Origin of the sequence: Klebsiella sp. C239 (genome assembly GCF_048822715.1) — a bacterium.
GTDB lineage: Bacteria > Pseudomonadota > Gammaproteobacteria > Enterobacterales > Enterobacteriaceae > Klebsiella > Klebsiella quasipneumoniae.
In genome coordinates, this window is the sequence record NZ_JBMEZK010000006.1 from 306,901 (window position 1) to 329,496 (window position 22,596).

Genomic DNA, 22,596 nt, shown 5'->3' on the forward strand with positions numbered 1-22,596 from the left:
GATGCGCATCTTATTTGTGATTGACGGATTGCCCGGCGGCGGCGCGGAGAAAGTGGTTCTCACCCTGGCGGCGCAGTTCCTGCGCGACGGCGATCGGGTCTCGCTCATTTCGCTACGCGACGTCTGCGAGTACCCATTGCCCGAGGGGCTCGACTACCAGGTGGTGGCCGATCGCTGCCGCAAACCGTGGCGCAAGCTGACCGAGCTGTCCCGCCGCGCCCGCCAGCTGGACGCCGCGGTCATCCGGGCCGAGCAGCAGGGACAATTTGACCTTGTGCTCTCCAACCTGCACAAAACCGACCGCATCGTCGCCCGCAGCCAGGCGCTGCGCGAGCGCAACGTCTGGTTCTGCCTGCACGGCGTCTTCTCGGCCTCTTATCTTGGTCACCGTACCGGCTTTGACCGCTGGATGAAGCAGCAGAAAATTAAGCGGATTTACCAGGGGCGCAACGTGGTGGCGGTTTCCGACGCCGTGGGGCGCGATCTGGTGGAAGCCTTCGCCCTGCGCCCGGCGCAGCTGAAAACCATCTATAACCCCTTCGATATCGCCGCCCTGCGCGCCGGGGCGGAAGCCGACAGCGAGCGCCCGGACGGCGACTACCTGATTCACGTCGGCCGCTTCCATCCCGGCAAACGCCACGACCGCCTGCTCGAAGCCTACGCGCAAAGCGGCATCGACGCGCCGCTGGTGCTGTTAGGCCAGGGGAAACCGGAGCAAGAGCAGCGCCTGCGCCAGCTGGCCAAAACGCTGCAGATTGACGACCGGGTGTGGTTCAAAGGTTTTCAGGAAAACCCCTTACCGTGGATCAAAGGCGCGCGGATGCTGGTTTTGAGCTCGGATAGCGAAGGATTCGGCAATGTGGTGGTGGAGTCGCTGCTGTTGCATACCCCGGTCGCCAGCACCCGCTGCCCCGGCGGCGTCACCGAGATCCTCACCGGCGAACTTGCCCGCGGTCTGGCGGATCTCACCAGTCCGGCGCTGGCTCAGACGATGCAAAGCATTTACCATAACCCGCCGGCCATCGACGATGCCGCGCTGGAAAAATTCAGCGTCGTGTCCATTTGTCAGCAGTACCGTCAGCTGCAGCGCATCTGACGCCGTTAGTTAACCAGGATCGAAGATTTATGAGTCAAACGCCTTTACTGAGCATCGTGGCTGCCGTCTACAACGGTGAGAAATTTCTTGCGCAATTCTTTGAGTGCATTGAACAGCAGCAGCTGGACAGCTATGAACTGATCCTGGTGAACGATGGGTCGACGGACAACAGCCTGGCGGTGATCGCCGAATGGCGGGATCGGCTGCAGAACGTCCAGGTGCTGGAGCAGGAAAACCAGGGCGTCTCGGTCGCGCGCAATACCGGCCTGGCGGTTGCCAGCGGCAAGTATCTCGCGTTTCCGGACATCGACGATAAACTCTATCCGGGCATGTATCGCACGCTGCTGGAGATGGCGGAGAAAGCACATCTCGATATCGCCACCTGCAACGGCACCTACGTGTACGAAAAGGGCCGCGAGAGCCACCCGATCTTTCCGCTGGACCGCTTGCCCTCGACCGGTGTGTTGCCGGGGCATGTCTGGCTCAAGCAGGCCCTGGATTCGCGGAAATTTCTGCACGTCACCTGGCTCAATATCTATCGCCACGATTTTATCCGCCAGCATCACTTCCATTTCGAGCCCGGCCTGCGCCATCAGGATATCCCGTGGACCACAGAGGCGCTGCTGGCCGCGGAGCGCGTGCAGTACACCAGTCAGCAATTCTATGATTACTACATCCACTCTGAGTCGGTGTCGCATAAGCCGGACAACGACGACACGCTGATGCGTTCGGCGCGCCATTACATGAAAATTCTGGAGATGCTGGAGGCGATCAACCAGCGTTACCCGGACAAAGTGCGCCATATCGCCGCCTGTCGCTGGCAGATCGCCAAAGAAGGCCTGGGGATCATCCACACCTTCGACAGTATGAAAGATGAGTCGAAAAAGCATGTTATCATTAAAGAATTCTTCGACCGCGGTATCTGGCGGTTAATCTGGAAAAACGCCTGTACTTTCCGTTTACGCTGGCGCCTGGGACGCCGTTATCTGCGTATTAAGCGTTATCGCCACGCGGGATAGACCAAAAACCCGCTGTTTCCGCCAAAGAGATAGCTTTACGCGGGCTAAATGCTTAGAATTTGCCCGCCAAAACAGAGAACGGATAAATAGTTTGGAATTGCTTTATACCACCCTACTTTACCTTATTCAGCCGCTGGTGTGGCTGCGGCTGCTGCTGCGCAGTCGTAAGGCTCCTGCCTACCGTAAACGCTGGGCGGAACGCTATGGCTTCTGTCAGAACAAGGTAGAGCCGGATGGCATTCTGCTGCACTCCGTTTCCGTCGGCGAGACCTTAGCCGCCATCCCGCTGGTTCGCGCCCTGCGCCACCGCTACCCTTCTCTGCCGATCACCGTCACCACCATGACGCCAACCGGCTCCGAGCGCGCCATGTCGGCCTTCGGCAAAGATGTCCATCACGTCTATCTGCCCTACGATCTGCCCGGCGCCATGAACCGCTTCCTGGACACCGTTCAGCCGAAGCTGGTGATCGTCATGGAGACCGAACTGTGGCCGAATATGGTAGCCGCGCTGCATAAGCGTAAGATCCCGCTGGTGATTGCCAACGCCCGCCTGTCCGAACGTTCCGCCAAAGGCTATGCCAAGCTGGGCGGCTTTATGCGCCGCCTGTTGAGCCGTATTACGCTTATCGCCGCGCAGAATGAAGAAGATGGCAACCGCTTCCTCGCGCTGGGACTGAAGCGCAACCAGCTGGCGGTCACCGGCAGCCTGAAATTCGATATTTCCGTCACGCCAGAGCTGGCGGCCCGCGCGGTGACGCTGCGCCGGCAATGGGCGCCGCACCGCAAAGTCTGGATTGCCACCAGCACCCACGATGGCGAAGAGCAAATTATCCTCCAGGCGCATAAAAAGCTGCTGGAGACCTTTCCGAACCTGCTGCTGATCCTTGTTCCTCGCCATCCGGAGCGCTTCCCTGACGCCCGCGACATGGTGCAAAAAGCCGGAATGAGCTTCACTCTGCGCAGCACCGGCGAGATCCCCTCCTCCAGTACCCAGGTGGTCATTGGCGATACCATGGGCGAACTGATGCTGCTCTACGGCATTGCCGACCTCGCTTTCGTCGGCGGCAGCCTGGTGGAGCGCGGCGGCCATAATCCGCTCGAGCCGGCGGCGCACGCCATTCCGGTGCTGATGGGGCCGCATACCTTCAATTTCAAAGATATCTGCGCCAAGCTGCAGCAGGACGATGGCCTGATCACCGTCACCGACGCTAACTCGCTGGTCAAAGAGGTTTCCACGCTGCTGACCGATGAAGACTACCGCCTGTGGTATGGCCGTCACGCGGTGGAAGTGCTGCACCAGAACCAGGGCGCGCTGTCGCGTCTGCTACAGTTACTGCAACCTTACCTGCCGCAGCGGAGTCATTAATGTCGAACCGGCTTTCCGTGGTGATGATCGCCAAAAACGCAGCGGACCTGCTGCCGGATTGTCTGGACTCCGTTAGCTGGGCGGATGAAATTATCGTCCTCGACTCCGGCAGTACCGACGGCACCGTCGAGCTGGCTCGCCGCCTCGGGGCGCAGGTCTATACCCATACCGACTGGCGAGGCTATGGCATTCAGCGCCAGCGCGCGCAGGACTACGCCACCGGCGACTGGGTGTTGATGATCGATACCGATGAGCGCGTCACGCCGGAACTCAGACAGGCTATTCTTACGGTCCTGGCAGCCCCGCAGCGCGGCGCCATCTACAGCATCGCCCGCCGTAACTATTTTCTCGGACGCTTTATGCGCCACAGCGGTTGGTACCCCGATCGTGTCCTGCGCCTGTACGAACGCGCCCGTTACCGCTATAACGATAATCTGGTCCATGAATCGCTGGATAGCCTGGGCGCCGAGGTCATTCCGTTGACCGGCGATCTCCTGCATCTGACGTGCCGCGACTTCGCTGGCTTTCAGCAAAAACAGCTGGCGTATGCCGCCGCATGGGCGCTAGAACGCCACCGGAAGGGCAAGAAGACCTCGATGACGGGGATATTCAGCCACACGCTGGGCGCGTTCCTGAAAACGCTGCTGCTGCGCGGTGGGGTGCTGGACGGTAAGCAGGGCTGGTTACTGGCGATGGTCAACGCGCAGTATACGTTTACGAAATATACCGAGCTGTGGGCGCTGAGCCACGGCTACTCGGAGAAAGAGTCATCATGAGCACAAAAGCGATCTATCCGGGTACCTTCGATCCCATCACCAATGGCCATATCGATATCGTCACCCGCGCGGCGAGTATGTTCGATAAAGTGGTGCTGGCTATCGCCGCCAGCCCGAGTAAAAAGCCGATGTTCAGCCTTGATGAACGTATTGCGCTGGCGGAGCAGGCGACGGCCCACCTGGTGAATGTTCAGGTGGTCGGCTTCAGCGACCTGATGGCCAGCTTCGCGCGCGCGCAGCAGGCCAATATCCTGATCCGCGGCCTGCGGGCGGTGGCGGATTTCGAATATGAGATGCAGTTGGCCCATATGAACCGCCATTTGATGCCCACCCTTGAGAGCGTGTTCCTGATGCCGTGCAAAGAGTGGTCGTTTATCTCCTCTTCGCTGGTCAAAGAAGTCGCGCGCCACCAGGGCGATGTCTCTCACTTCCTGCCAGCCAACGTCCACCAGGCGCTGTTGAATAAGCTGAAGTAACGCATCTGCTGGGGCATGAGCCAGGCTGGCGCTGCGCTTACCTGGCCTACAAACGTCCCCGGCCCACCAGATGCGCGCCCGCAGGTCCGCTGACCTGGCCGACAATCATTCCTGTTCCGGTGACTATTTCTGACACTGGCGGCAATAAAAGGTCGCCCGCTGGGCATGCTTGGTCCCGACAACCGGCGTGCCGCAGATCCGGCAGGGTTCGCCCTTGCGGCCATAGACCTGTAGCTCCTGGGCAAAATAGCCGGGCTTGCCATCGCTTTGCAGGAAGTCCTTCAGCGTGGTGCCGCCCTGCTCTATCGAACGCAGCAGGACCAGCTTAATCACCTTCACCAGCTGCTCGCACTCGTCTCGCGACAGTGAGGACGCCAGCCTGTCAGGGTGGATCCCGGCGGAGAACAGCGATTCACTGGCGTAGATATTGCCGACGCCCACCACCAGCTTGTTATCCATCAGCCAGGGTTTGATCGCGGTTTTCTTCTTCGCGCATTTCTGCTGGAGATAATCGGCGTTGAAGGCGTCGCTCAGCGGCTCCGGCCCCAGATGCGCCAGCACCGGGTGGCCTTCCAGCTCTTTGGTCCACAGCCAGGCGCCAAAGCGGCGCGGATCGGTATAGCGCAGGACTTTACCGTTACTCATAACCAGATCAACGTGATCGTGTTTTTCCGCAGGCAGCTCTTCGCTCAGGATGCGCAGGCTTCCCGACATCCCGAGATGGACAATGATCCAGCCGTTCGGGAGTTCCAGAAGCAGGTATTTGGCGCGACGACGCACGCTGAGCACCGGAACGTCGCTCAGGCGATAAATCTCTTCAGAAACCGGCCAGCGCAGCCGTCCGTTGCGCACGACGGCGTGCAGAATGGTTGCGCCAACCAGGTGCGGCTCAATGCCGCGGCGGCTGGTTTCAACCTCTGGTAATTCAGGCATGATTTTCCTCCATTTACCCGGCGTATTGTGCTTCACGGACAGGTGGCTGAAAAGGGAGTGTGTGAAAGCAATATGGGGGAGTTTTAAAAACAAAAAACCCCGCCGGAGCGGGGTTTTTATACAAGGAGGCTAAAATTATTTGATTTTAGCTTCTTTGTAGATAACGTGCTGACGTACAACCGGATCGTACTTTTTCAGTTCCATTTTTTCCGGTTTGGTACGTTTGTTCTTCGTGGTGGTGTAGAAGTGACCAGTACCAGCGGAAGAAACCAGCTTGATTTTCTCACGAATACCTTTAGCCATGATTTATTTCCTCTAAGTACTTAGTACTTTTCGCCACGGGCACGCAGTTCAGCCAGAACTGTATCGATGCCTTTCTTATCGATTACACGCATACCTTTAGCAGATACGCGCAGGGTGACAAAACGCTTCTCGCTCTCAACCCAGAAACGGTGAGAGTGCAGGTTCGGCAGGAAACGGCGTTTAGTCGCGTTCAGTGCGTGGGAACGGTTGTTACCGGTCACCGGACGCTTGCCAGTAACTTGGCAGACTCGGGACATGTCTATTCTCCAAAAATCAAATTAGCTCGAGCTTCGTATGGGGTATTGGCGCCTCGTCAGGCTTTACAGCCTGGTCATCGCAGTTCAATGTGAACTCTCGACTGCCAGGCCCAAATGCCAAACCCGAGATTCTCAAAGGTGGCGTAGTATACGCTGACTCGGCGATGTGCTCAAGTCCCGAACAGACAAAGATCCCGAAGGATCGCCAGTTCGGGGCTAAATCCAGCCACGTTCGGCAAAAGATACATACGCACCGCGGCCGATAACCAGATGGTCAAGCACGCGTATCTCCATGAATCGACAACACTTTACCACCCTTTCGGTAATCAGCCTGTCAGCCTGACTCGGCTCCGGACTACCGGAGGGATGATTATGCGCAAGGATCACGGCGGCGGCGTTCACTTTGATGGCTTCGCGTACAATTTCTCGCGGATGCACCTCAACGTGGCTAAGAGTACCAGAAAAAAGGCGGCTATGTTTCAACACGCGGTTCTGATTATCTAAAAAGATCACCATAAAGATCTCGCGCTCCTCTTCCGTCAGCTGGCTTTGCAAAAATTCCCGCGTCATTGAGGGGGTGACCAGCGCGGCCTCCTCAACCAGCTGCGAGCTAAAATAGCGCCGCGCCAGCTCGGCAATCCCCTTCAGTTGCGCATATTTCGCCAGCCCCAGCCCGTCAACGGCAACCAGTTGCGCTTTATCAGCGGAAAGCAGAGCGTAGAGCGAACCAAAGCGCTGCAATAACGCCTGGGCGTAGCTCAGCACATCCTGACGGCGTGTGCCAATGCGCAGAAACAGCGCCAGTAGCTCAACGTCCGTCAGCGCCTCGATGCCGAATTGCAGCATCTTCTCCCGTGGCATCAGATTTTCCGTTCCGTCCATGCGCCCTCCTGCGTGAATCAGCCTATCCTGGCACAACCTGACGACGCTGCCGACCCGCCGCTTTTCACCCTGCGTAGCCGCTCGCAAAGTGAATGCCCGTCAGAGGCACGACGGCGGCAGGATTGTGATAAGATGCGCGGATTCTGGTCTACGGCAACAGGAATACATCATGATGACTCTGGCGGGTAAAAAAATCGTCCTGGGCGTCAGCGGCGGTATCGCGGCGTATAAAACCCCGGAACTGGTACGGCGACTACGTGAACGCGGCGCGGAAGTGCGTGTCGCAATGACGGAGGCGGCAAAAGCGTTCATCACCCCACTCAGCCTGCAGGCGGTATCCGGCTATCCGGTTTCCGACAGCCTGCTCGATCCGGCGGCGGAAGCGGCCATGGGCCATATTGAGCTCGGAAAATGGGCCGACCTGGTGATCCTCGCCCCGGCGACCGCCGATTTGATCGCCCGCGTGGCGGCAGGCATGGCCAATGATTTGGTGTCGACGATCTGTCTCGCCACCCCTTCCCCGGTTGCCGTCTTGCCCGCCATGAACCAGCAGATGTATCGCGCGCAGGCCACCCAGCATAATCTGCAGACGCTCGCTTCCCGCGGCCTGCTGCTGTGGGGACCGGACAGCGGTAGCCAGGCCTGCGGCGACGTCGGCCCGGGGCGAATGCTCGATCCGTTAACCATCGTGGAGATGGCCGCACAGCATTTCGCTTCCCCTGTCAAAGATTTGCAACATCTCAACCTCATGATTACCGCGGGCCCGACCCGTGAGCCGTTGGATCCGGTGCGTTACATCTCAAACCACAGCTCCGGTAAGATGGGCTTCGCGATTGCCGCCGCCGCCGCACAGCGCGGCGCGAACGTGACCCTGGTCAGCGGACCGGTATCGCTACCGACACCGCCCTTTGTGCAGCGCATTGATGTCACTACCGCGCTGGAAATGGAAGCGGCCGTCCAGGCCAGCGCTCAGCAGCAGCACATTTTTATTGGCTGCGCCGCGGTGGCGGATTACCGCGCCGCCGCCATCGCCGAAGATAAAATAAAAAAACAAGGTGATGAATTAACAATAAAAATGGTTAAAAACCCGGATATCGTCGCCGGGGTTGCAGCGCTAAAATCGCATCGCCCCTACGTCGTTGGGTTTGCCGCCGAAACGAATAATGTGGAAGAATATGCGCGGCAAAAACGTGCCCGCAAAAACCTCGACCTGATTTGCGCCAACGATGTTTCCCAGCCTAATCAGGGATTTAACAGCGATAGCAACGCATTACACCTTTTCTGGCAGGATGGGGAAAAGCGCTTACCACTTGAGCGCAAGGAACTCCTGGGCCAATTATTACTCGACGAGATCGTGACCCGTTATGATGAAAAAAATCGACGTTAAGATTCTGGACCCGCGTGTCGGCCAGCAATTTCCGCTGCCGACCTATGCCACCTCCGGCTCCGCCGGACTTGACCTGCGAGCCTGTCTCGACGACGCCGTAGAGCTGGCGCCGGGCGCAACCACGCTGTTGCCGACCGGCCTTGCGATTCATATCGCCGATCCCTCTCTGGCGGCGGTGATCCTGCCGCGCTCGGGCCTGGGTCATAAGCACGGCGTGGTGCTGGGCAACCTGGTGGGCCTTATCGACTCCGATTACCAGGGGCAACTGATGGTGTCCGTCTGGAACCGCGGTCAGCAGAGCTTTATTATCGAGCCGGGCGAACGTATCGCGCAGATGGTCTTTGTGCCGGTCGTGCAGGCGGAATTTAACCTGGTGGAATCTTTCGATGCCACCGACCGCGGCGAAGGCGGCTTCGGTCACTCAGGGCGTAAATAAGCCCAGCAACACGGAATCTGCATCCCAACGCGCATAATGCAATAACATCACCGCAAACTCTGGTTTGCGGTCGCGTTGTGGATGTCTGCCTGACAAGTGCTTATTTTCAGGGGTATTTTAAAACATGGCAGAAAAGCAAACTGCGAAACGGAATCGTCGCGAAGAAATACTTCAATCTCTGGCGCTAATGCTGGAATCCAGCGATGGTAGCCAACGTATTACCACCGCGAAACTGGCGGCTTCCGTCGGCGTTTCTGAAGCCGCGCTGTATCGCCATTTTCCCAGCAAAACCCGCATGTTTGACAGCCTGATCGAGTTCATTGAAGACAGTCTGATTACGCGCATCAATTTGATTCTGAAAGATGAGAAGGACACATCCGCGCGCCTGCGCCTGATTGTTCTGTTGATTCTTGGGTTTGGCGAGCGTAATCCTGGGCTGACGCGCATCCTCACCGGACACGCGCTGATGTTCGAACAGGATCGGCTGCAGGGCCGTATCAACCAGCTTTTTGAACGCATCGAAGTGCAGCTGCGTCAGGTGATGCGCGAGAAAAAAATGCGCGAAGGCGAAGGCTACACTCTCGACGAAACGCTGCTGGCCAGCCAGCTGCTGGCCTTCTGCGAGGGCATGCTGTCGCGCTTTGTGCGCAGCGAGTTCAAATACCGTCCGACGGATGATTTCGACGCCCGCTGGCCGCTGGTCGCCGCACAGCTGCAGTAGTTTTTTTGCATTGCCCGGTAGCGCTCTGCTTACCGGGCATTTTCGTTACACGCCGTAGGCTTCGCGATAAGCGCGAACTGCCGCCAGGTGTTCCGCCATCTCCGGTTTCTCTTCCAGGTAAGCGATCAGCTCTTTCAGGGTGACGATCGAGATAACCTGGCAGCCGTAATCCCGCTCCACTTCCTGAATGGCGGAGATTTCGCCGCGGCCGCGCTCCTGACGATCCAGGGAGATCAGCACACCCGCCAGCTGCGCGCCGTTGGCCTGGATGATCTCCATGGATTCGCGAATCGCCGTACCGGCGGTGATCACATCATCCACCAGCATGACCCGGCCCTGCAGTGGACTACCGACCAGATTGCCGCCTTCGCCGTGAGTCTTTGCCTCTTTACGGTTAAAGCAGTAAGGCAGGTCGCGGTCATGGTGTTCGGCTAACGCCACCGCGGTGGTGGTGGCAATCGGGATCCCTTTGTAGGCCGGGCCAAACAGCAGGTCGAACTCAATCCCGGAATCCACCAGCGCCTCGGCATAAAAACGGCCCAGAAGAGCCAGATCGCGCCCGGTGTTAAACAGGCCGGCGTTAAAGAAATAGGGGCTCTTACGCCCGGATTTCAGCGTGAACTCGCCAAACTTAAGAACCTGCTTGCTAAGCGCAAACTCAATAAACTGGCGCTGATACGGCTTCATGGATTCGCTCCTCATCTTACTTTTTTACGGTCAAAAAAAAGGCGACTTCTCAGTCGCCTTAAAAACTAATCTGCTAACGCCGCCTTCTGCGTCGTAATAATGGATTCGATCCCCCCTCGGGCTAACGCCAGGAGAGTGAGGAGCTCTTCATGGGTGAACGGCTCGCCTTCTGCCGTACCCTGCACCTCGATGATGCGACCATCTTCGGTCATCACCACGTTCATATCGGTTTCCGCGGCAGAGTCTTCGATGTACTCCAGATCGCAGATGGCTTCGCCATTAACGATCCCAACAGAGACCGCCGCCACCATCCCTTTCATCGGGTTAGTTTTCAGCTTGCCGGCCGCCACCAGCTTATTCAGCGCGTCGGCCAGCGCCACGCAGGCACCGGTAATAGACGCGGTGCGGGTGCCGCCGTCGGCCTGCAGCACATCGCAGTCGAGGGTGATGGTAAACTCGCCCAGCGCTTTCAGATCAACCGCCGCGCGCAGCGCACGGGCGATCAGGCGCTGAATTTCCATCGTCCGGCCGCCCTGTTTGCCTTTTGCCGCTTCACGCGCGTTACGCGTGTGCGTTGAACGCGGCAGCATGCCATATTCAGCGGTGATCCACCCCTGTCCCTGTCCTTTCAGGAAACGCGGTACGCCTTCGTCAATGGAGGCGGTGCACAGCACTTTGGTATCACCGAATTCAACCAGCACAGAGCCTTCAGCGTGTTTTGTGTAATTACGGGTCAGGGTAACGGGGCGCACCTGGTTGGCGCTACGACCTGCTGGACGCATGATAGAAATCTCCGGCTTGAAACGAATGTAAGGCCGCATTATACGAATTTCATGGCGAAAAGCCTATGCCAACACCTGCCGGGCGCGCACATAATGTCAGTCCAGCGTTTTCCGATAAGATTTCAACCCTACGCCGATCACTATCACCGCCAGGCCAATCAGCGGCAACAGATCGGGTAATAATGCCGTCGCAGAATACCCTTTCAGCATAATGCCCTTTACCAACCGGATGAAGTAGGTCAGCGGCAAACAGGAGCCAATGGCTTTCGCCCAGTCGGGCATACTAATAAAAGGACTGATAAAGCCAGACAGCATAATGGAAGGGATAAAATAAAATGACGACATTTGCAGCGCCTGCAGTTGGTTTTGCGCTATGCCAGAAATACCAATGCCGATTGACAGGCAGAGGAAGACATAAATCAACAACACTAAAAAAAGCAGGAAAACGCTGCCATGAAGAGGAATATCAAATAACAGAACGGCGGCAATCAGAATTAACGTCGCCTGAAACAGGCCAATGATAACAAAAGGTGTTATCTTACCAACAATGACCTCAAGCCCGGTCAAAGGAGAAACCAGTAAATTTTCTAACGCACCGTTTTCTCTCTCACGAGTAATCGACAGAGCGGTCATCAGGATCAAGGTTGTACTGAGTATCGACCCCATAATACCGGGAATCGTATTAAACTGGGTAATCCCCTCCGGGTTAAACATGCGATGGATAATAAGCTCAAAATCATCCTCTTTTTGCTCTACACGCATTTCACCCGGCAAGTCTTGCTGAAACATCGATTTCGCAACCTGCACCAGAGCACTTAACGCATTTCCCGTGGTCATCGGATCGATAGCATCCCCCTGAATAAGCAGCTGAGGTTTTTCTCCACGCAGCATCTTGCGCGTAAACCCCTCGGGGATCGTTACGATAAAAGTGACATCACCTCGAACAAATGCTTTCTGAGCTGCCTCTTCAGAATCGACAGGTATCATCGAAAAATATCCGGTATTTTGCGCTCCTGTCACAAAAACCTGACTCATGCGTTCGCTATCGTAATTCAGTAATGCGGTAGGAAGATGATGCGGGTCCATATTTATCGCATAGCCAAGAATGATCAGCTGAAAAATAGGGGTAAGGAGTACCATGCTGATACTGACTTTATCACGACGTAATTCGTGGATCTCCTTAATAACCACACCGAACCAGCGGATTAGAGAGAAGTTTAAATTAATTTTTTTCACAATTGTTTTTCATCAGATAGGTAAATGCGTCTTCCAGATTGGTATCGACCTGGCAGAACTCATAACCCTGTTGTTTAAAAGCAAATAGCGCGGATGCTAACTTCGCTTCATCTCTGGAAGTAACATAAAGCTGATTGCCAAAAATGACCGTTTGTTCAATATCCGGCAAGCGCTGGAGCTGGCTTTCAAGCACCGTCAGCCCAGCGCCGCTGGTTCTCACGGTAATAAGGTTCTGCGAAGCGATAATCGATGCAATAGTGCCATTCGCCAGTAGCCGACCATAAGAGAGGTAAGCAACTTTATGGCAGCGCTCTGCCTCGTCCATATAATGCGTACTCACCAGTATTGAGATCCCTTTGTCAGAGAGCTGATGCAGCATTTGCCAGAACTCCCGTCGCGCTTTTGGATCCACGCCAGCGGTCGGTTCATCCAGAAACAGCAAAACAGGTTCATGCAACATGCAGGCGGCGAGGGCCATTCTTTGCTTCCAGCCGCCAGAAAGTTCCTTAGCCAGCTGGTGCTGCCGGGAAGTAAGACCTAATTCTGTAAGCGCATCCTCAACCCGGGCCTTACGCTGGTCAAGGCCATATAATCGTGCAATAAAATATAAGTTTTCCCGAATAGTTAAATTTCCCCACATCGAGAAATACTGAGTCATGTAGCCTATCTTTTGTTTTATTTTTTCCCGCTGAGTGAAGATGTCCATACCCAGACAAAAACCTTCACCTGAATCGGGCGTAATCAAACCGCACATCATCCGTATCGATGTCGTTTTTCCGCTACCGTTCGGACCAAGAAAACCATAAATCTCGCCTTTTGCCACCTGTAATGAGAAATCCTTTACGACATGATGTTCGCCAAAATGTTTATTGAGATTTTTCACATCAATACAAAGATTATTCATTGCCAATAATCTCCACATCAAACGGCTGACCGATTTTCATCCGTTCAGCCTGCTCCAGGACAGGGATCGCCTCGGCCATAAAAATAAGTTTTTCACGGCGTTTCGTACTGTAAATAACCGGGGGCGTAAACTCTGCTTCAGGACTGATATAATTAATAACGCCAGGAATAGGTTCTGCACAACCGTCGCATAAAAGTCTTACCTTCGTCCCGATATTAAATTTACCGAGCATCGCCTCGGGTATAAAGAAGCGTACTTTTATATTCTCAGGTGGTAACAGACTGATTATTGGTCTGCCGGCTGAAGGACGCTCCCCAACACGATATATAATATCAAAAACTTTGGCATTTATTGGAGATACAATCGTCGTTTGCTGAACATCCCGAAGCGCTTTATCACGTTCGAGTTTTGCCGCGGCCACCATCGAGAGCTGTTGGCTAATCTCATCCTGACGGGCCGGTAGTTGCCGTGCCTTGAGTTGATTAATTAACTCTTCAACCTGTGCGCCTTTTTGCGTTAACTCATCCCTGATATCCTCCCATTCCGCCCGCGATATGGCATGGTTGGCATAAAGATGACGATATCGCCCAAGCTGCCGCTTTACCTGTGATTCTGCCGATTGGGCTTTTTTTAGCTGTGACCGTATAATATCCAGCTCTTCTGGCCGCTCTCCCGATTTCAGATTTCGTAACACTGCGCTCTCAGCTGAAAGTTTTTCTTCAGCACGCAGGAAAATATTTTGTGCATCGAAGGAGTCAATCTTCACTAACTCCTGTCCTGGAATGACATTATCGCCCTTATTAATGAAGATTCGTTCTATTTTTTCATTACCAGAATAAGAAAGGTATACAAATTCACCATGTGAATAACCGGATAGCATGTTATCCGGTTTGTTATCACATCCCGAGAGTACTAGCATCGAAATCATGACAAAGCATTTAGTTACTGACTTTTGCATTAAAACGTATCCATACGCATATCATTTCCCTTATTACTGACGGCTGGATTAAAGCATTATTACTCCAGTACCCGTTAGTCATCGTCAACTCAGTCTTTTAAATAATGTTTAACGTATATTTCATTCAATTTATCAATAGCGCTCAGATTTAACCCAGCTATCGAGTTAAAAGCCTCATCTTTAGTAAATGAAATAATCGACGATCCACCTGGTGAGAACCATTTAGCAGTCTGTTTAAAAGGCCAGGGCAGCTTATAACCTTTTTCTCTCAGAAGATGATTTAACATACTCCAGTCTTCGCTAAAATCGTTTCCGCTAAAAGGACTATCGCTTTGTGTAGTTTCTACCGTGAACAGGGCTATTGGTGTACAAAAATCAGTCGTGGTGGGAAAGTACATATTATAAAAACTCACAATCAGTTTCTGTACCTCTTCAGGAAAAGATCCTGGGATAGTCAACACACCTAATAAATATTTATAGTTGGGGTATCTTTTTATAAAATCGAATATACCTTGCCATAAATAATCAAGAACATTACCTTTTTGATAAGGTTTCTGGATAAAGCCACGACCTATTTCTACACACTGCTCTAAGCACAAATAGGCGCTATCATGATATTTAAATAAGCTATTACTATAGAGGCCAGCTATTCCATGGCGGGCGAGTTGCTCGCCAACAGGAACGAGACGGTACGCCCCCAGAATTTCTGTTTCAGCAGGATCCCACAATAAAATGTGATAATAACTTTCATCAAAAATATCATTATCTCTATCTTTACCGGACCCTGAACCAATATCGCGATAACAGCGTTCGCGTAAGCGTCCTAACTCATCAATAATTGGTGAGAAACGGCCAGTATTGCAGCGATAAATCAATAATTTTCTTCCATCATCAAACTGTCTTAATATTTCGCACTCATCTATCGCACTTATTAAATCCTCTCTATCTTCTTTTAGTCCTTGTGGCGAAATCGTATCGACAAGAGCTGCTCCATTCTTCCCTATGCTCTGGAGGTGCATCAAACATACATTAGCTGCTGCAGAAAGATCTTCATTGTATTTTTGCAATGAAGATAAGGTTATTTGCTGTCCGATATTGATTCCCATGGTCTTTCCACGATGGCGGAGAGCTTCACGAATAACCATTATATTTGACAGTTGCCGCCAGATCGTTGCAGTAAGATAATAAACGTTACTGTTTTTACCCGTAATATGAATAGGCACCAGCGCCGCATTATTTCTCATCGCCAGCTGTAAAAAACCGGGGTTCCACTTATGCTCCTGTAAACCTGAAAGAGACCAGTTAGCCAGTTTACCCGCTGGACATATAATTAATACGCCTCCCTCTCGCAGATGATTGTTCATCTCTCTAAATTTTTTATGGCTCATCTTACCGGCCATATTTTCAATACCAATGGTCAGTTCTGCCACCTGTGGAAATATAATTGGCAAAATGTGGTTGGCAATTATTTTTATATCTTTCCTCACCCGGGAGACCGTATGTATTAAAGCAAGACCATCGATGACTGTTGGATGATTTGAAATAACAACCGCTGCCCCATTTTCGGGTATGTTATTAAATTGATGCTGTTCGGTTGCACATTGCAATTCAAGGAGATCGACGACCGAATTAACCCATTCGACTCCACTTTGATTAACTAACCGATCGTTATATATTATGCGAGTAAATTTCTTATTGCCGAAGGCGGACCTGAAAAGCCATTTTTTCCAAAAGGGTATATTTGTATTTGGGAAAAATTCTCTAATGACTTTATCAAAGATAGTGTCCATATTAAAATCCTTTTTATAGAACTCATCTAAAATGACTATACTCGCGATCTTGCTGCCGGACAATACTACATAAAGTTAAATCATTGCCATTACAAAACAAATAAATATAATTAAATTGATTATATTCATGAAGAGAATGCACCCAACAGAGATATTAATACTTTTGTCATATTGAATTCAGAAAAAGCATACATAATAGTTAAAGGTAATACCCCATAACATTTTTGGCGGTTATACTTTGTAAAAAATACCACGATATAGCTTTAAGACGATACAAAACATGTGGATGATCATACTCACATTCAATAATAAAAATAGGCCTACGGTTTTTCACTCTTTTTTATTCTGCCTGAAAGCAGGGAGAGATAGCTTTACTGCGAATAGACAGAATTCATTTGATAAAAATTAACAGCATAATGATGCTTAAGCCGCGAAAGAATCAAAGCTTATTTCCTATCCGCTATAAAAGGATACATTTCACTAAGCAAAGTAATCGCATTAAATACAGCGAAGCTATGTCCCTTAAAAAATCAGTCTTGAAGTATTTCATCACTATTCCTGTTAAGTCACCGCCGGCATAGCTATAATCCTTGCATTCATTATTACGAAAACAGGAACGTCTATGATCCGCAGTATGACCGCCTATGCCCGCCGTGAAACCAAGGGTGACTGGGGTAGCGCCGCATGGGAGCTGCGCTCGGTAAACCAGCGCTATCTGGAAACGTACTTCCGCCTGCCGGAGCAGTTCCGTAGCCTGGAGCCCGTGGTACGCGAGCGCATTCGCGCCCGCCTGACTCGCGGTAAAGTCGAATGCACCCTGCGTTTTGAACAAGACCCCAGCGCTCAGGGCGAACTGATTCTCAACGAAAAGCTAGCTAAACAGCTGGTTAACGCCGCCAACTGGGTAAAAATGCAGAGCGATGAAGGGGAAATCAATCCGGTTGATATCCTGCGCTGGCCGGGCGTGATGGCCGCCAAAGAACAGGATCTTGACGCCATCGCCGCCGACATTCTGGCAGCCCTTGACGGCGCGCTGGATGACTTCATCGTCGCTCGCGAAACGGAAGGCCAGGCGCTGAAAGCGCTTATCGAGCAGCGTCTTGAAGGCGTGAGCGGCGAAGTGGCGAAAGTTCGCGCTCATATGCCGGAAATTCTCCAGTGGCAGCGCGAGCGTCTGGTCGCCAAGCTGGAAGATGCGGAAGTGCAGCTGGAGAATAACCGTCTCGAGCAAGAGCTGGTGCTGATGGCGCAGCGTATCGACGTTGCCGAAGAGCTGGACCGCCTCGAAGCCCACGTAAAAGAGACCTACAACATTCTGAAAAAGAAAGAGGCTGTGGGTCGCCGTCTCGACTTTATGATGCAAGAGTTCAACCGTGAGTCGAACACCCTGGCGTCAAAATCGATCAATGCCGAGGTCACCAACTCTGCGATTGAGCTGAAAGTGCTGATCGAGCAAATGCGCGAGCAGATCCAGAATATCGAGTAATCTCAGATACCTTTCTGAAGGCCGGTTTACCGGCCTTTTTTCATTCATTTCAAAAGCAATGTCTTTTATCCAGTACCCGGCAGGTCAAAAACGCCCCTGCCGCGCACAGCAGCGTCGGGGCCAGATAGCTGTGATCCATGTGGGTGAACTCCATCACCAGCACCACCGCCGTCAGCGGCATCTGCATGGAGGCGGCGAGAAAAGCGGCTGCCCCCACCAGGGCGAAACTGCTTTCATCTCCGCCAGGGAACCCTGATTGCCAGAGCGCGCAGAGCAGCAGGCTGACCAACCCGCCCACCGCCAGCCCCGGGGTTAACAACCCGCCTTCCGCGCCGCCGCGCAACACCGCCAGGATCACCACCAGCTTCAGCCCTAACAGGATCGCGACCATGGAGTGAGGCAGCCCGTCGCTGAGCGCCAGCTGCATCGGCCCCTTGCCATTGCCCGGTAGCGCCGGGAACCAGAGGCTAAGGACGGCCAGAAGCGAAAACGCCAGCAGACAGAACACCGGCATCTGCCAGTTACTTCGCACGCGTGAACGCGCTGCGCTGGTCGCTTTGCGAAAGAGCCAGGCGCCGGCGCCAAGAATCGGGCCCGCCAGAATCGCCCACCAGAGAAAGGTGTGCGGAAGCGCGCTGGAAACAAAATGGTATTGCGATTCATCCCCTAACCCGAGGGTGGCCGTCCAGGCGGCAATCGCCGAGGTCATTATCGCCGCCAGCGTTTTTTCCCAGCTAAACGACAGCAGCATGACCTCGAGGGTGAACAACGCCCCTGCCAGCGGGACGTTATACACCGCCGCCAGGCCCGCGCCCGCCCCACAGGCAATCAGCGTACGGGTTTCATCCTCCAGCAGGCGCAGCTTACGCGCCACCATCCCCGCTCCTAGCGCGCCCATTTCCCGAGGAGCCACTTCGCGGCCAAGCGGGGACCCCAGCGCTACGGTGACGATCTGCAGCAGAGCGTGGATCGTCGTGGTGCCCGCGGGCATGGGGACGGAAGGGTTAGCCACCGCCGCGGCAATGGAAACCCGCTTCTGCCCATAGCGACCAAGCAGCCACCAGCCAAATCCGGCGACGATGCCGCCTGCCACGATTGCCGCGATGCGACGTGGCCAGGGCGACGCCGTGACGCCCTGTAAAAATGACACCGAACCAACGATATGCGCTGGACTGTAGCCAAAAGCCAGGTGCTGAATGGCATGTAAAATCAGCGCCAGCGCCATACCGGACAGACCGGCCAGAATCCCGGTTAATACTACGGCCATCAGGCGAGTCAGAGAATGTTTGTTCCCGGCGGCGACACGCATTTTCTCATCTCCTCGAGAAAGAAAATAAAAGGATAAAGGTCGGGACTTAAACATTAGGTATTCATAGCGTTTTCAATATAGATAACCGATCGGGAATAAGACATTACTTTTTCTAATCTGTAAAAATTCAAAAAATAATACTTAACCACCAAATAAAGCCAATTTAAGCCATGTTGTCATTACTTTTTCCTGGCCTAACGACTTCACTTTAGAAAATATCAATCGTGATCCTGCGCACAAATCGTTAACCTGCCGGCCACTGTCTGGGGGGATCTATGCTGCTTCATGTTCTGTATTTAATCGGTATCACCGCGGAAGCCATGACCGGAGCGCTGGCTGCCGGTCGTCGGCGGATGGACACGTTTGGCGTCATTATTATCGCCACCGCGACCGCGCTGGGCGGGGGTTCTGTTCGCGATATCCTGCTGGGACACTATCCTCTCGGCTGGGTGAAGCATCCGGAATACGTCATCATTGTCGCCGTCGCCGCCGTCCTTACCACAATTGCCGCCCCGGTAATGCCGCACCTTCGCCGGCTTTTCCTGGTGCTGGATGCGCTGGGGCTGATCGTGTTTTCCATCATCGGCGCGCAGATCGCCCTGGATATGGGCGAAGGCCCGGTTATCGCCTCTATTGCTGCGGTCATCACCGGCGTTTTCGGCGGCGTACTGCGCGATATGTTCTGCAAGCGCATTCCGCTGGTCTTCCAGAAAGAGCTGTATGCCGGGATCTCGTTTGCCGCAGCGGTACTCTATATAGCGCTGCAACACTACGTCAGCAGCCACGATGTGGTGGTCCTGGCCACGCTGCTGTTCGGCTTTACCGCCCGCATGCTGGCGCTGCGCTGGAAGCTCGGGCTACCGGTTTTCCACTACACCCACGACGCCCACTAACCGCCTTAAAACCCGGGGATGCGCTGCCTGCTAAGCCATTGCGCCAGCGCCGCCACGTCAGGGTCATGCAGGAAAGCCACTAACTGTCGGGCTCTGATCGCCCCCACGCCCGGCAGCGTGCGCCATTGCGCTTCACTCTTTGCCGTGAGGAGGCGCCAGTTTTCACTGCCAGGCTGCGCCAGCGCCCCCTGGGGCACCGGGATCCCCATCGCCAGCACCCAGCGTATAAAAGGCCGTTTACGAATAAGATCAAACTGATGCCAGAGGTGCTGCCCGCGGGCAGCCGAGATCCCCGGCATCGCCTGCAGCTGCTCCGGCGTGAGCGCCAGCCAGGAAAAAAGATGCTCCATCGGGTGCTGCTGCTGAATAACGCGCCATACGCTTTCCCCTACGCCATCGATATCCAGCGCCGACTTTGATGACAACCAGACCAGCCGGGAAAGAAACTGTTCGCTGCACTCGGGGGTGGCGAAATAGCAGGTTAGCGCATTGAATTTCGCCGCCGGCGGCGTCGGTTTATGGCGCTCGACCGTCCGCCAGACAACAGCGTCGATCCTTGGAATACCCTGGCCTGCCAGACTGATCTGCAGCTGATCGCCAACCCCGATATCCAGCGCCTGCCAGCGGCTCGCAGAGCCAACGTTAACCCGCTGCACGCGTTTGTCATCCAGCCGCTGGGGCTCAAGCTCAGCCACTACGTTGAGTCTGCCGCTGCGGCCAGTACTGAAATGGATCGCCCGCACCTCCATCACCCGCGATGCCGGAGGATATTTCCAGGCTGCCAGCCACTCGCCCCTTCCCGGTGACCAGACGCGCCCCGACGGTTCGCGTCCTTCACGCACAATCACGCCATCGCTGACGAAGGGGAGCGGCGAGCGATACCAGCGCTGGCGCCACTCCGCCACCTGCTCAACGCGCGTTACCGAATGGGTGTATTGTCCGCTGTAGCCAAACCCCGCCTGCGCCAGCAGCTGCTGTCGACGGCGCATATCCGAGGGACCGTCTGGCCAGGCCCAGATAAAAACGTCCAGCTGGCTCAGCGGCGCCGCCGCCGCGTCAGCCCGCATCATCAACCCGGCGACTTTCGCCCGCGCGTTCATTCCGCCAGCCTGCTCCTGAATATGCCCCTCCCGACGCAGAAATAGCTCCCCCTGCAGCACGCTGTTGGCCAGTTCGCCGGTCGTCAGCTTCGCCAGCGCCGGGATCTGCCGCGCTCGGGCGGTCCACAACTCACCGCGCAGGCCATCCCCGCGGCTAATAGCCTGAACCAGATGCCCCTGGCGATAGACCAGGGTGACCGCCACGCCGTCCACTTTAGGCTGTACCCACAGGTCGGCTTTATTTTTCATCCAGCGGGCCACGCTGGCCCCATCCGCCAGCTTGCGCACGCCAGTATGGGCGACTGGATGACGCGTATCGCCAGTCGGCGGAGGCAGATCGTCATCCTCAGGCGTCGCGCCCGGAAAGCATTGCCGCCACTGCGCCAGGCGCAAGGCGAGCTGGTCGTAAACGTCATCGCTCACCTCGCTGGCGCCCTGTCGCCAGTAAGCCTCGTTCCAGGCGTCAATCTGCTGATGTAGACGTGCGATCTCCTGTCTGCCTTTGGCCGGCGGCCAGTCCGGACACGTCGCCAGCGCGCTGGCGGAGAACATCCCTATCGCCAGCCACCCTCCTCCTTTACGCATTGCTGTCCCCTCCTTCATCACCTGGCGGAGAGTCTGCGGCAGAATGCCGGAAACCGCGACGGGCGCTTTTTCACCCTGCGAAGCGCCTTCCAGGATTTACACCTCGTTGCAGCAACGGCTCTCGAATTCAGGAAAACGGCAGGCAAAATGAAAGAAACAGCGGCAAAAAGTGTGACAAGGACTGCGTCACGCCGCGGCGACGTGTATAATAGGCTCGTATGTAGGACCTCTTTCGATAACCACATACAAAAGACACTCATGGCTCAAGGCACGCTTTATATTGTTTCCGCCCCTAGCGGCGCGGGTAAATCCAGCCTGATTCAGGCTTTATTAAAAACCCAACCGTTGTATGACACCCAGGTATCGGTTTCCCATACCACGCGGGCGCCGCGTCCGGGTGAAGTGCACGGCGAACATTATTTCTTCGTGAATCACGACGAATTCCGCTCGATGATTGGCGAAAACGCGTTTCTGGAACATGCAGAGGTCTTTGGCAACTATTACGGCACGTCGCGTAAAGCGATCGAGCAGGTGCTGGCGACCGGCGTTGATGTCTTCCTCGATATCGACTGGCAGGGCGCGCAGCAGATCCGTAAAAGCATGCCTGGCGCACGCAGCATTTTTATTCTGCCGCCGTCAAAAGATGAACTGGACCGTCGCCTGCGCGGCCGCGGCCAGGACAGCGAAGAGGTGATCGCGAAACGAATGGCCCAGGCCGTTGCGGAAATGAGCCATTACGCCGAATATGATTACCTGATTGTGAACGATGATTTTGACACCGCCCTGAGCGACCTGAAAAATATCATCCGCGCTGAACGTCTGCGCATGAGCCGCCAAAAGCAGCGACATGGCGCTTTAATCACCAAACTATTGGCAGACTGAACCCACATTCAGTATCATGCCCAGTCATTTCTTCACCTGTGGAGCATTTTAAGTATGGCACGCGTAACTGTTCAGGACGCTGTAGAGAAAATTGGTAACCGTTTTGACCTGGTACTGGTCGCCGCGCGTCGCGCTCGTCAGATGCAGGTAGGCGGAAAGGATCCGCTGGTACCGGAAGAAAACGATAAAACCACCGTAATCGCACTGCGCGAAATCGAAGAAGGTCTGATCAACAACCAGATCCTCGACGTACGTGAGCGCCAGGAACAGCAAGAGCAGGAAGCCGCTGAATTACAAGCCGTTACCGCGATTGCTGAAGGTCGTCGTTAATC

At 54.4% G+C, this 22,596-nt stretch carries 24 protein-coding genes; 12 read left to right on the forward strand and 12 right to left on the reverse strand.

Translation table 11 applies throughout. The features are described 5' to 3' along the window. Window position 1 precedes the first annotated feature (1 nt). From ACOI6Z_RS18040 to coaD, 5 genes are all read left to right on the forward strand, one after another. Window positions 2–1,096, forward strand: a complete 1,095-nt coding sequence (locus tag ACOI6Z_RS18040; protein ID WP_065812618.1) for a glycosyltransferase — start codon at window positions 2–4, stop codon at window positions 1,094–1,096. A gap of 29 nt (window positions 1,097–1,125) precedes the next feature. Continuing rightward, window positions 1,126–2,115: a glycosyltransferase gene (locus ACOI6Z_RS18045; protein ID WP_049013042.1), complete on the forward strand. Its 990-nt coding sequence runs from the start codon at window positions 1,126–1,128 to the stop codon at window positions 2,113–2,115. A 91-nt stretch (window positions 2,116–2,206) separates the two neighbouring features. Continuing rightward, window positions 2,207–3,481 carry a lipid IV(A) 3-deoxy-D-manno-octulosonic acid transferase gene (gene waaA, locus ACOI6Z_RS18050; protein WP_004205065.1) on the forward strand — a complete coding sequence of 425 codons (1,275 nt, stop codon included), beginning with the start codon at window positions 2,207–2,209 and terminating at the stop codon, window positions 3,479–3,481. Next, complete coding sequence (locus ACOI6Z_RS18055) at window positions 3,481–4,257, forward strand: glycosyltransferase family 2 protein (protein WP_049013039.1); 777 nt, start codon at window positions 3,481–3,483, stop codon at window positions 4,255–4,257. The genes waaA and ACOI6Z_RS18055 overlap by 1 nt, the downstream gene beginning before the upstream one ends. Further along, entirely contained in the window at window positions 4,254–4,733 is a 480-nt protein-coding gene (gene coaD / locus ACOI6Z_RS18060) for a pantetheine-phosphate adenylyltransferase (protein ID WP_004205067.1), read from the forward strand. Before ACOI6Z_RS18055 ends, coaD begins: the two co-directional genes overlap by 4 nt. Before the next feature lie 123 nt (window positions 4,734–4,856). Here the strand turns inward: coaD and mutM are convergent, their stop codons facing one another. The 4 genes from mutM to radC form a co-directional block, all read right to left on the reverse strand. Further along, the gene (mutM, locus tag ACOI6Z_RS18065) at window positions 4,857–5,666 is read right to left on the reverse strand and encodes a bifunctional DNA-formamidopyrimidine glycosylase/DNA-(apurinic or apyrimidinic site) lyase (RefSeq protein ID WP_032454367.1); all 810 of its coding nucleotides are present in this window, start codon (window positions 5,664–5,666) and stop codon (window positions 4,857–4,859) included. Window positions 5,667–5,801: 135 nt separating this feature from the next. Further along, window positions 5,802–5,969 (reverse strand): 50S ribosomal protein L33, encoded by a 168-nt coding sequence (rpmG, locus tag ACOI6Z_RS18070; protein ID WP_002922510.1) that lies wholly within the window; start codon window positions 5,967–5,969, stop codon window positions 5,802–5,804. 20 nt (window positions 5,970–5,989) lie between these two features. After that, complete coding sequence (rpmB, locus tag ACOI6Z_RS18075) at window positions 5,990–6,226, reverse strand: 50S ribosomal protein L28 (protein WP_000091955.1); 237 nt, start codon at window positions 6,224–6,226, stop codon at window positions 5,990–5,992. Between the two features lie 216 nt (window positions 6,227–6,442). Then, complete coding sequence (gene radC, locus ACOI6Z_RS18080; protein ID WP_017900054.1) at window positions 6,443–7,108, reverse strand: RadC family protein; 666 nt, start codon at window positions 7,106–7,108, stop codon at window positions 6,443–6,445. Window positions 7,109–7,280: 172 nt separating this feature from the next. On the opposite strand from radC, the gene coaBC reads away from it, so the two are divergent. The 3 genes from coaBC to slmA all read left to right on the forward strand — a co-directional run bounded on the left by coaBC (window position 7,281) and on the right by slmA (window position 9,652). Further along, window positions 7,281–8,495, forward strand: a complete 1,215-nt coding sequence (gene coaBC / locus ACOI6Z_RS18085) for a bifunctional phosphopantothenoylcysteine decarboxylase/phosphopantothenate--cysteine ligase CoaBC (RefSeq protein WP_044525069.1) — start codon at window positions 7,281–7,283, stop codon at window positions 8,493–8,495. Continuing rightward, a complete protein-coding gene (dut, locus tag ACOI6Z_RS18090) occupies window positions 8,473–8,931 on the forward strand; it encodes a dUTP diphosphatase (protein WP_004145270.1) in 459 nt (152 codons plus the stop codon). The genes coaBC and dut overlap by 23 nt, the downstream gene beginning before the upstream one ends. Window positions 8,932–9,055: 124 nt before the next feature. Continuing rightward, window positions 9,056–9,652, forward strand: coding sequence for a nucleoid occlusion factor SlmA (slmA, locus tag ACOI6Z_RS18095; RefSeq protein WP_004205072.1), 597 nt, complete (start codon window positions 9,056–9,058; stop codon window positions 9,650–9,652). 45 nt (window positions 9,653–9,697) lie between these two features. On the opposite strand, the gene pyrE is transcribed toward slmA, so the two are convergent. The 6 genes from pyrE to ACOI6Z_RS18125 all read right to left on the reverse strand — a co-directional run bounded on the left by pyrE (window position 9,698) and on the right by ACOI6Z_RS18125 (window position 16,009). Continuing rightward, window positions 9,698–10,339 carry an orotate phosphoribosyltransferase gene (gene pyrE / locus ACOI6Z_RS18100; protein ID WP_004205073.1) on the reverse strand — a complete coding sequence of 214 codons (642 nt, stop codon included), beginning with the start codon at window positions 10,337–10,339 and terminating at the stop codon, window positions 9,698–9,700. A 65-nt stretch (window positions 10,340–10,404) separates the two neighbouring features. Beyond that, a complete protein-coding gene (rph, locus tag ACOI6Z_RS18105; RefSeq protein WP_023319338.1) occupies window positions 10,405–11,121 on the reverse strand; it encodes a ribonuclease PH in 717 nt (238 codons plus the stop codon). Between the two features lie 96 nt (window positions 11,122–11,217). Then, a complete protein-coding gene (locus ACOI6Z_RS18110; RefSeq protein WP_023291369.1) occupies window positions 11,218–12,357 on the reverse strand; it encodes an ABC transporter permease in 1,140 nt (379 codons plus the stop codon). Beyond that, complete coding sequence (locus ACOI6Z_RS18115) at window positions 12,344–13,261, reverse strand: ABC transporter ATP-binding protein (RefSeq protein WP_023291370.1); 918 nt, start codon at window positions 13,259–13,261, stop codon at window positions 12,344–12,346. Before ACOI6Z_RS18115 ends, ACOI6Z_RS18110 begins: the two co-directional genes overlap by 14 nt. Then, the gene (locus ACOI6Z_RS18120) at window positions 13,254–14,219 is read right to left on the reverse strand and encodes an HlyD family secretion protein (RefSeq protein ID WP_048298568.1); all 966 of its coding nucleotides are present in this window, start codon (window positions 14,217–14,219) and stop codon (window positions 13,254–13,256) included. The genes ACOI6Z_RS18115 and ACOI6Z_RS18120 overlap by 8 nt, the downstream gene beginning before the upstream one ends. A gap of 89 nt (window positions 14,220–14,308) precedes the next feature. After that, window positions 14,309–16,009, reverse strand: a complete 1,701-nt coding sequence (locus ACOI6Z_RS18125; protein ID WP_420687472.1) for a lysophospholipid acyltransferase family protein — start codon at window positions 16,007–16,009, stop codon at window positions 14,309–14,311. A 622-nt stretch (window positions 16,010–16,631) separates the two neighbouring features. Here ACOI6Z_RS18125 and ACOI6Z_RS18130 point away from each other — a divergent pair. Beyond that, window positions 16,632–17,495 carry a YicC/YloC family endoribonuclease gene (locus ACOI6Z_RS18130; RefSeq protein ID WP_064154920.1) on the forward strand — a complete coding sequence of 288 codons (864 nt, stop codon included), beginning with the start codon at window positions 16,632–16,634 and terminating at the stop codon, window positions 17,493–17,495. Window positions 17,496–17,544: 49 nt separating this feature from the next. Here the strand turns inward: ACOI6Z_RS18130 and ACOI6Z_RS18135 are convergent, their stop codons facing one another. Then, entirely contained in the window at window positions 17,545–18,804 is a 1,260-nt protein-coding gene (locus ACOI6Z_RS18135) for a chloride channel protein (protein WP_065813144.1), read from the reverse strand. A 275-nt stretch (window positions 18,805–19,079) separates the two neighbouring features. On the opposite strand from ACOI6Z_RS18135, the gene ACOI6Z_RS18140 reads away from it, so the two are divergent. Continuing rightward, a complete protein-coding gene (locus ACOI6Z_RS18140; RefSeq protein ID WP_002922654.1) occupies window positions 19,080–19,697 on the forward strand; it encodes a trimeric intracellular cation channel family protein in 618 nt (205 codons plus the stop codon). A 5-nt stretch (window positions 19,698–19,702) separates the two neighbouring features. Here ACOI6Z_RS18140 and ligB read toward each other — a convergent pair whose 3' ends face one another. Beyond that, on the reverse strand, window positions 19,703–21,382 hold the full coding sequence (gene ligB, locus ACOI6Z_RS18145; protein WP_263062965.1) for an NAD-dependent DNA ligase LigB: 1,680 nt from the start codon (window positions 21,380–21,382) through the stop codon (window positions 19,703–19,705). Window positions 21,383–21,640: 258 nt separating this feature from the next. Here ligB and gmk point away from each other — a divergent pair, with 258 nt between their 5' ends. Then, window positions 21,641–22,264 carry a guanylate kinase gene (gene gmk, locus ACOI6Z_RS18150; RefSeq protein ID WP_002922664.1) on the forward strand — a complete coding sequence of 208 codons (624 nt, stop codon included), beginning with the start codon at window positions 21,641–21,643 and terminating at the stop codon, window positions 22,262–22,264. 54 nt (window positions 22,265–22,318) lie between these two features. Then, the gene (rpoZ, locus tag ACOI6Z_RS18155) at window positions 22,319–22,594 is read left to right on the forward strand and encodes a DNA-directed RNA polymerase subunit omega (RefSeq protein ID WP_000135058.1); all 276 of its coding nucleotides are present in this window, start codon (window positions 22,319–22,321) and stop codon (window positions 22,592–22,594) included. Window positions 22,595–22,596: the final 2 nt, after the last annotated feature.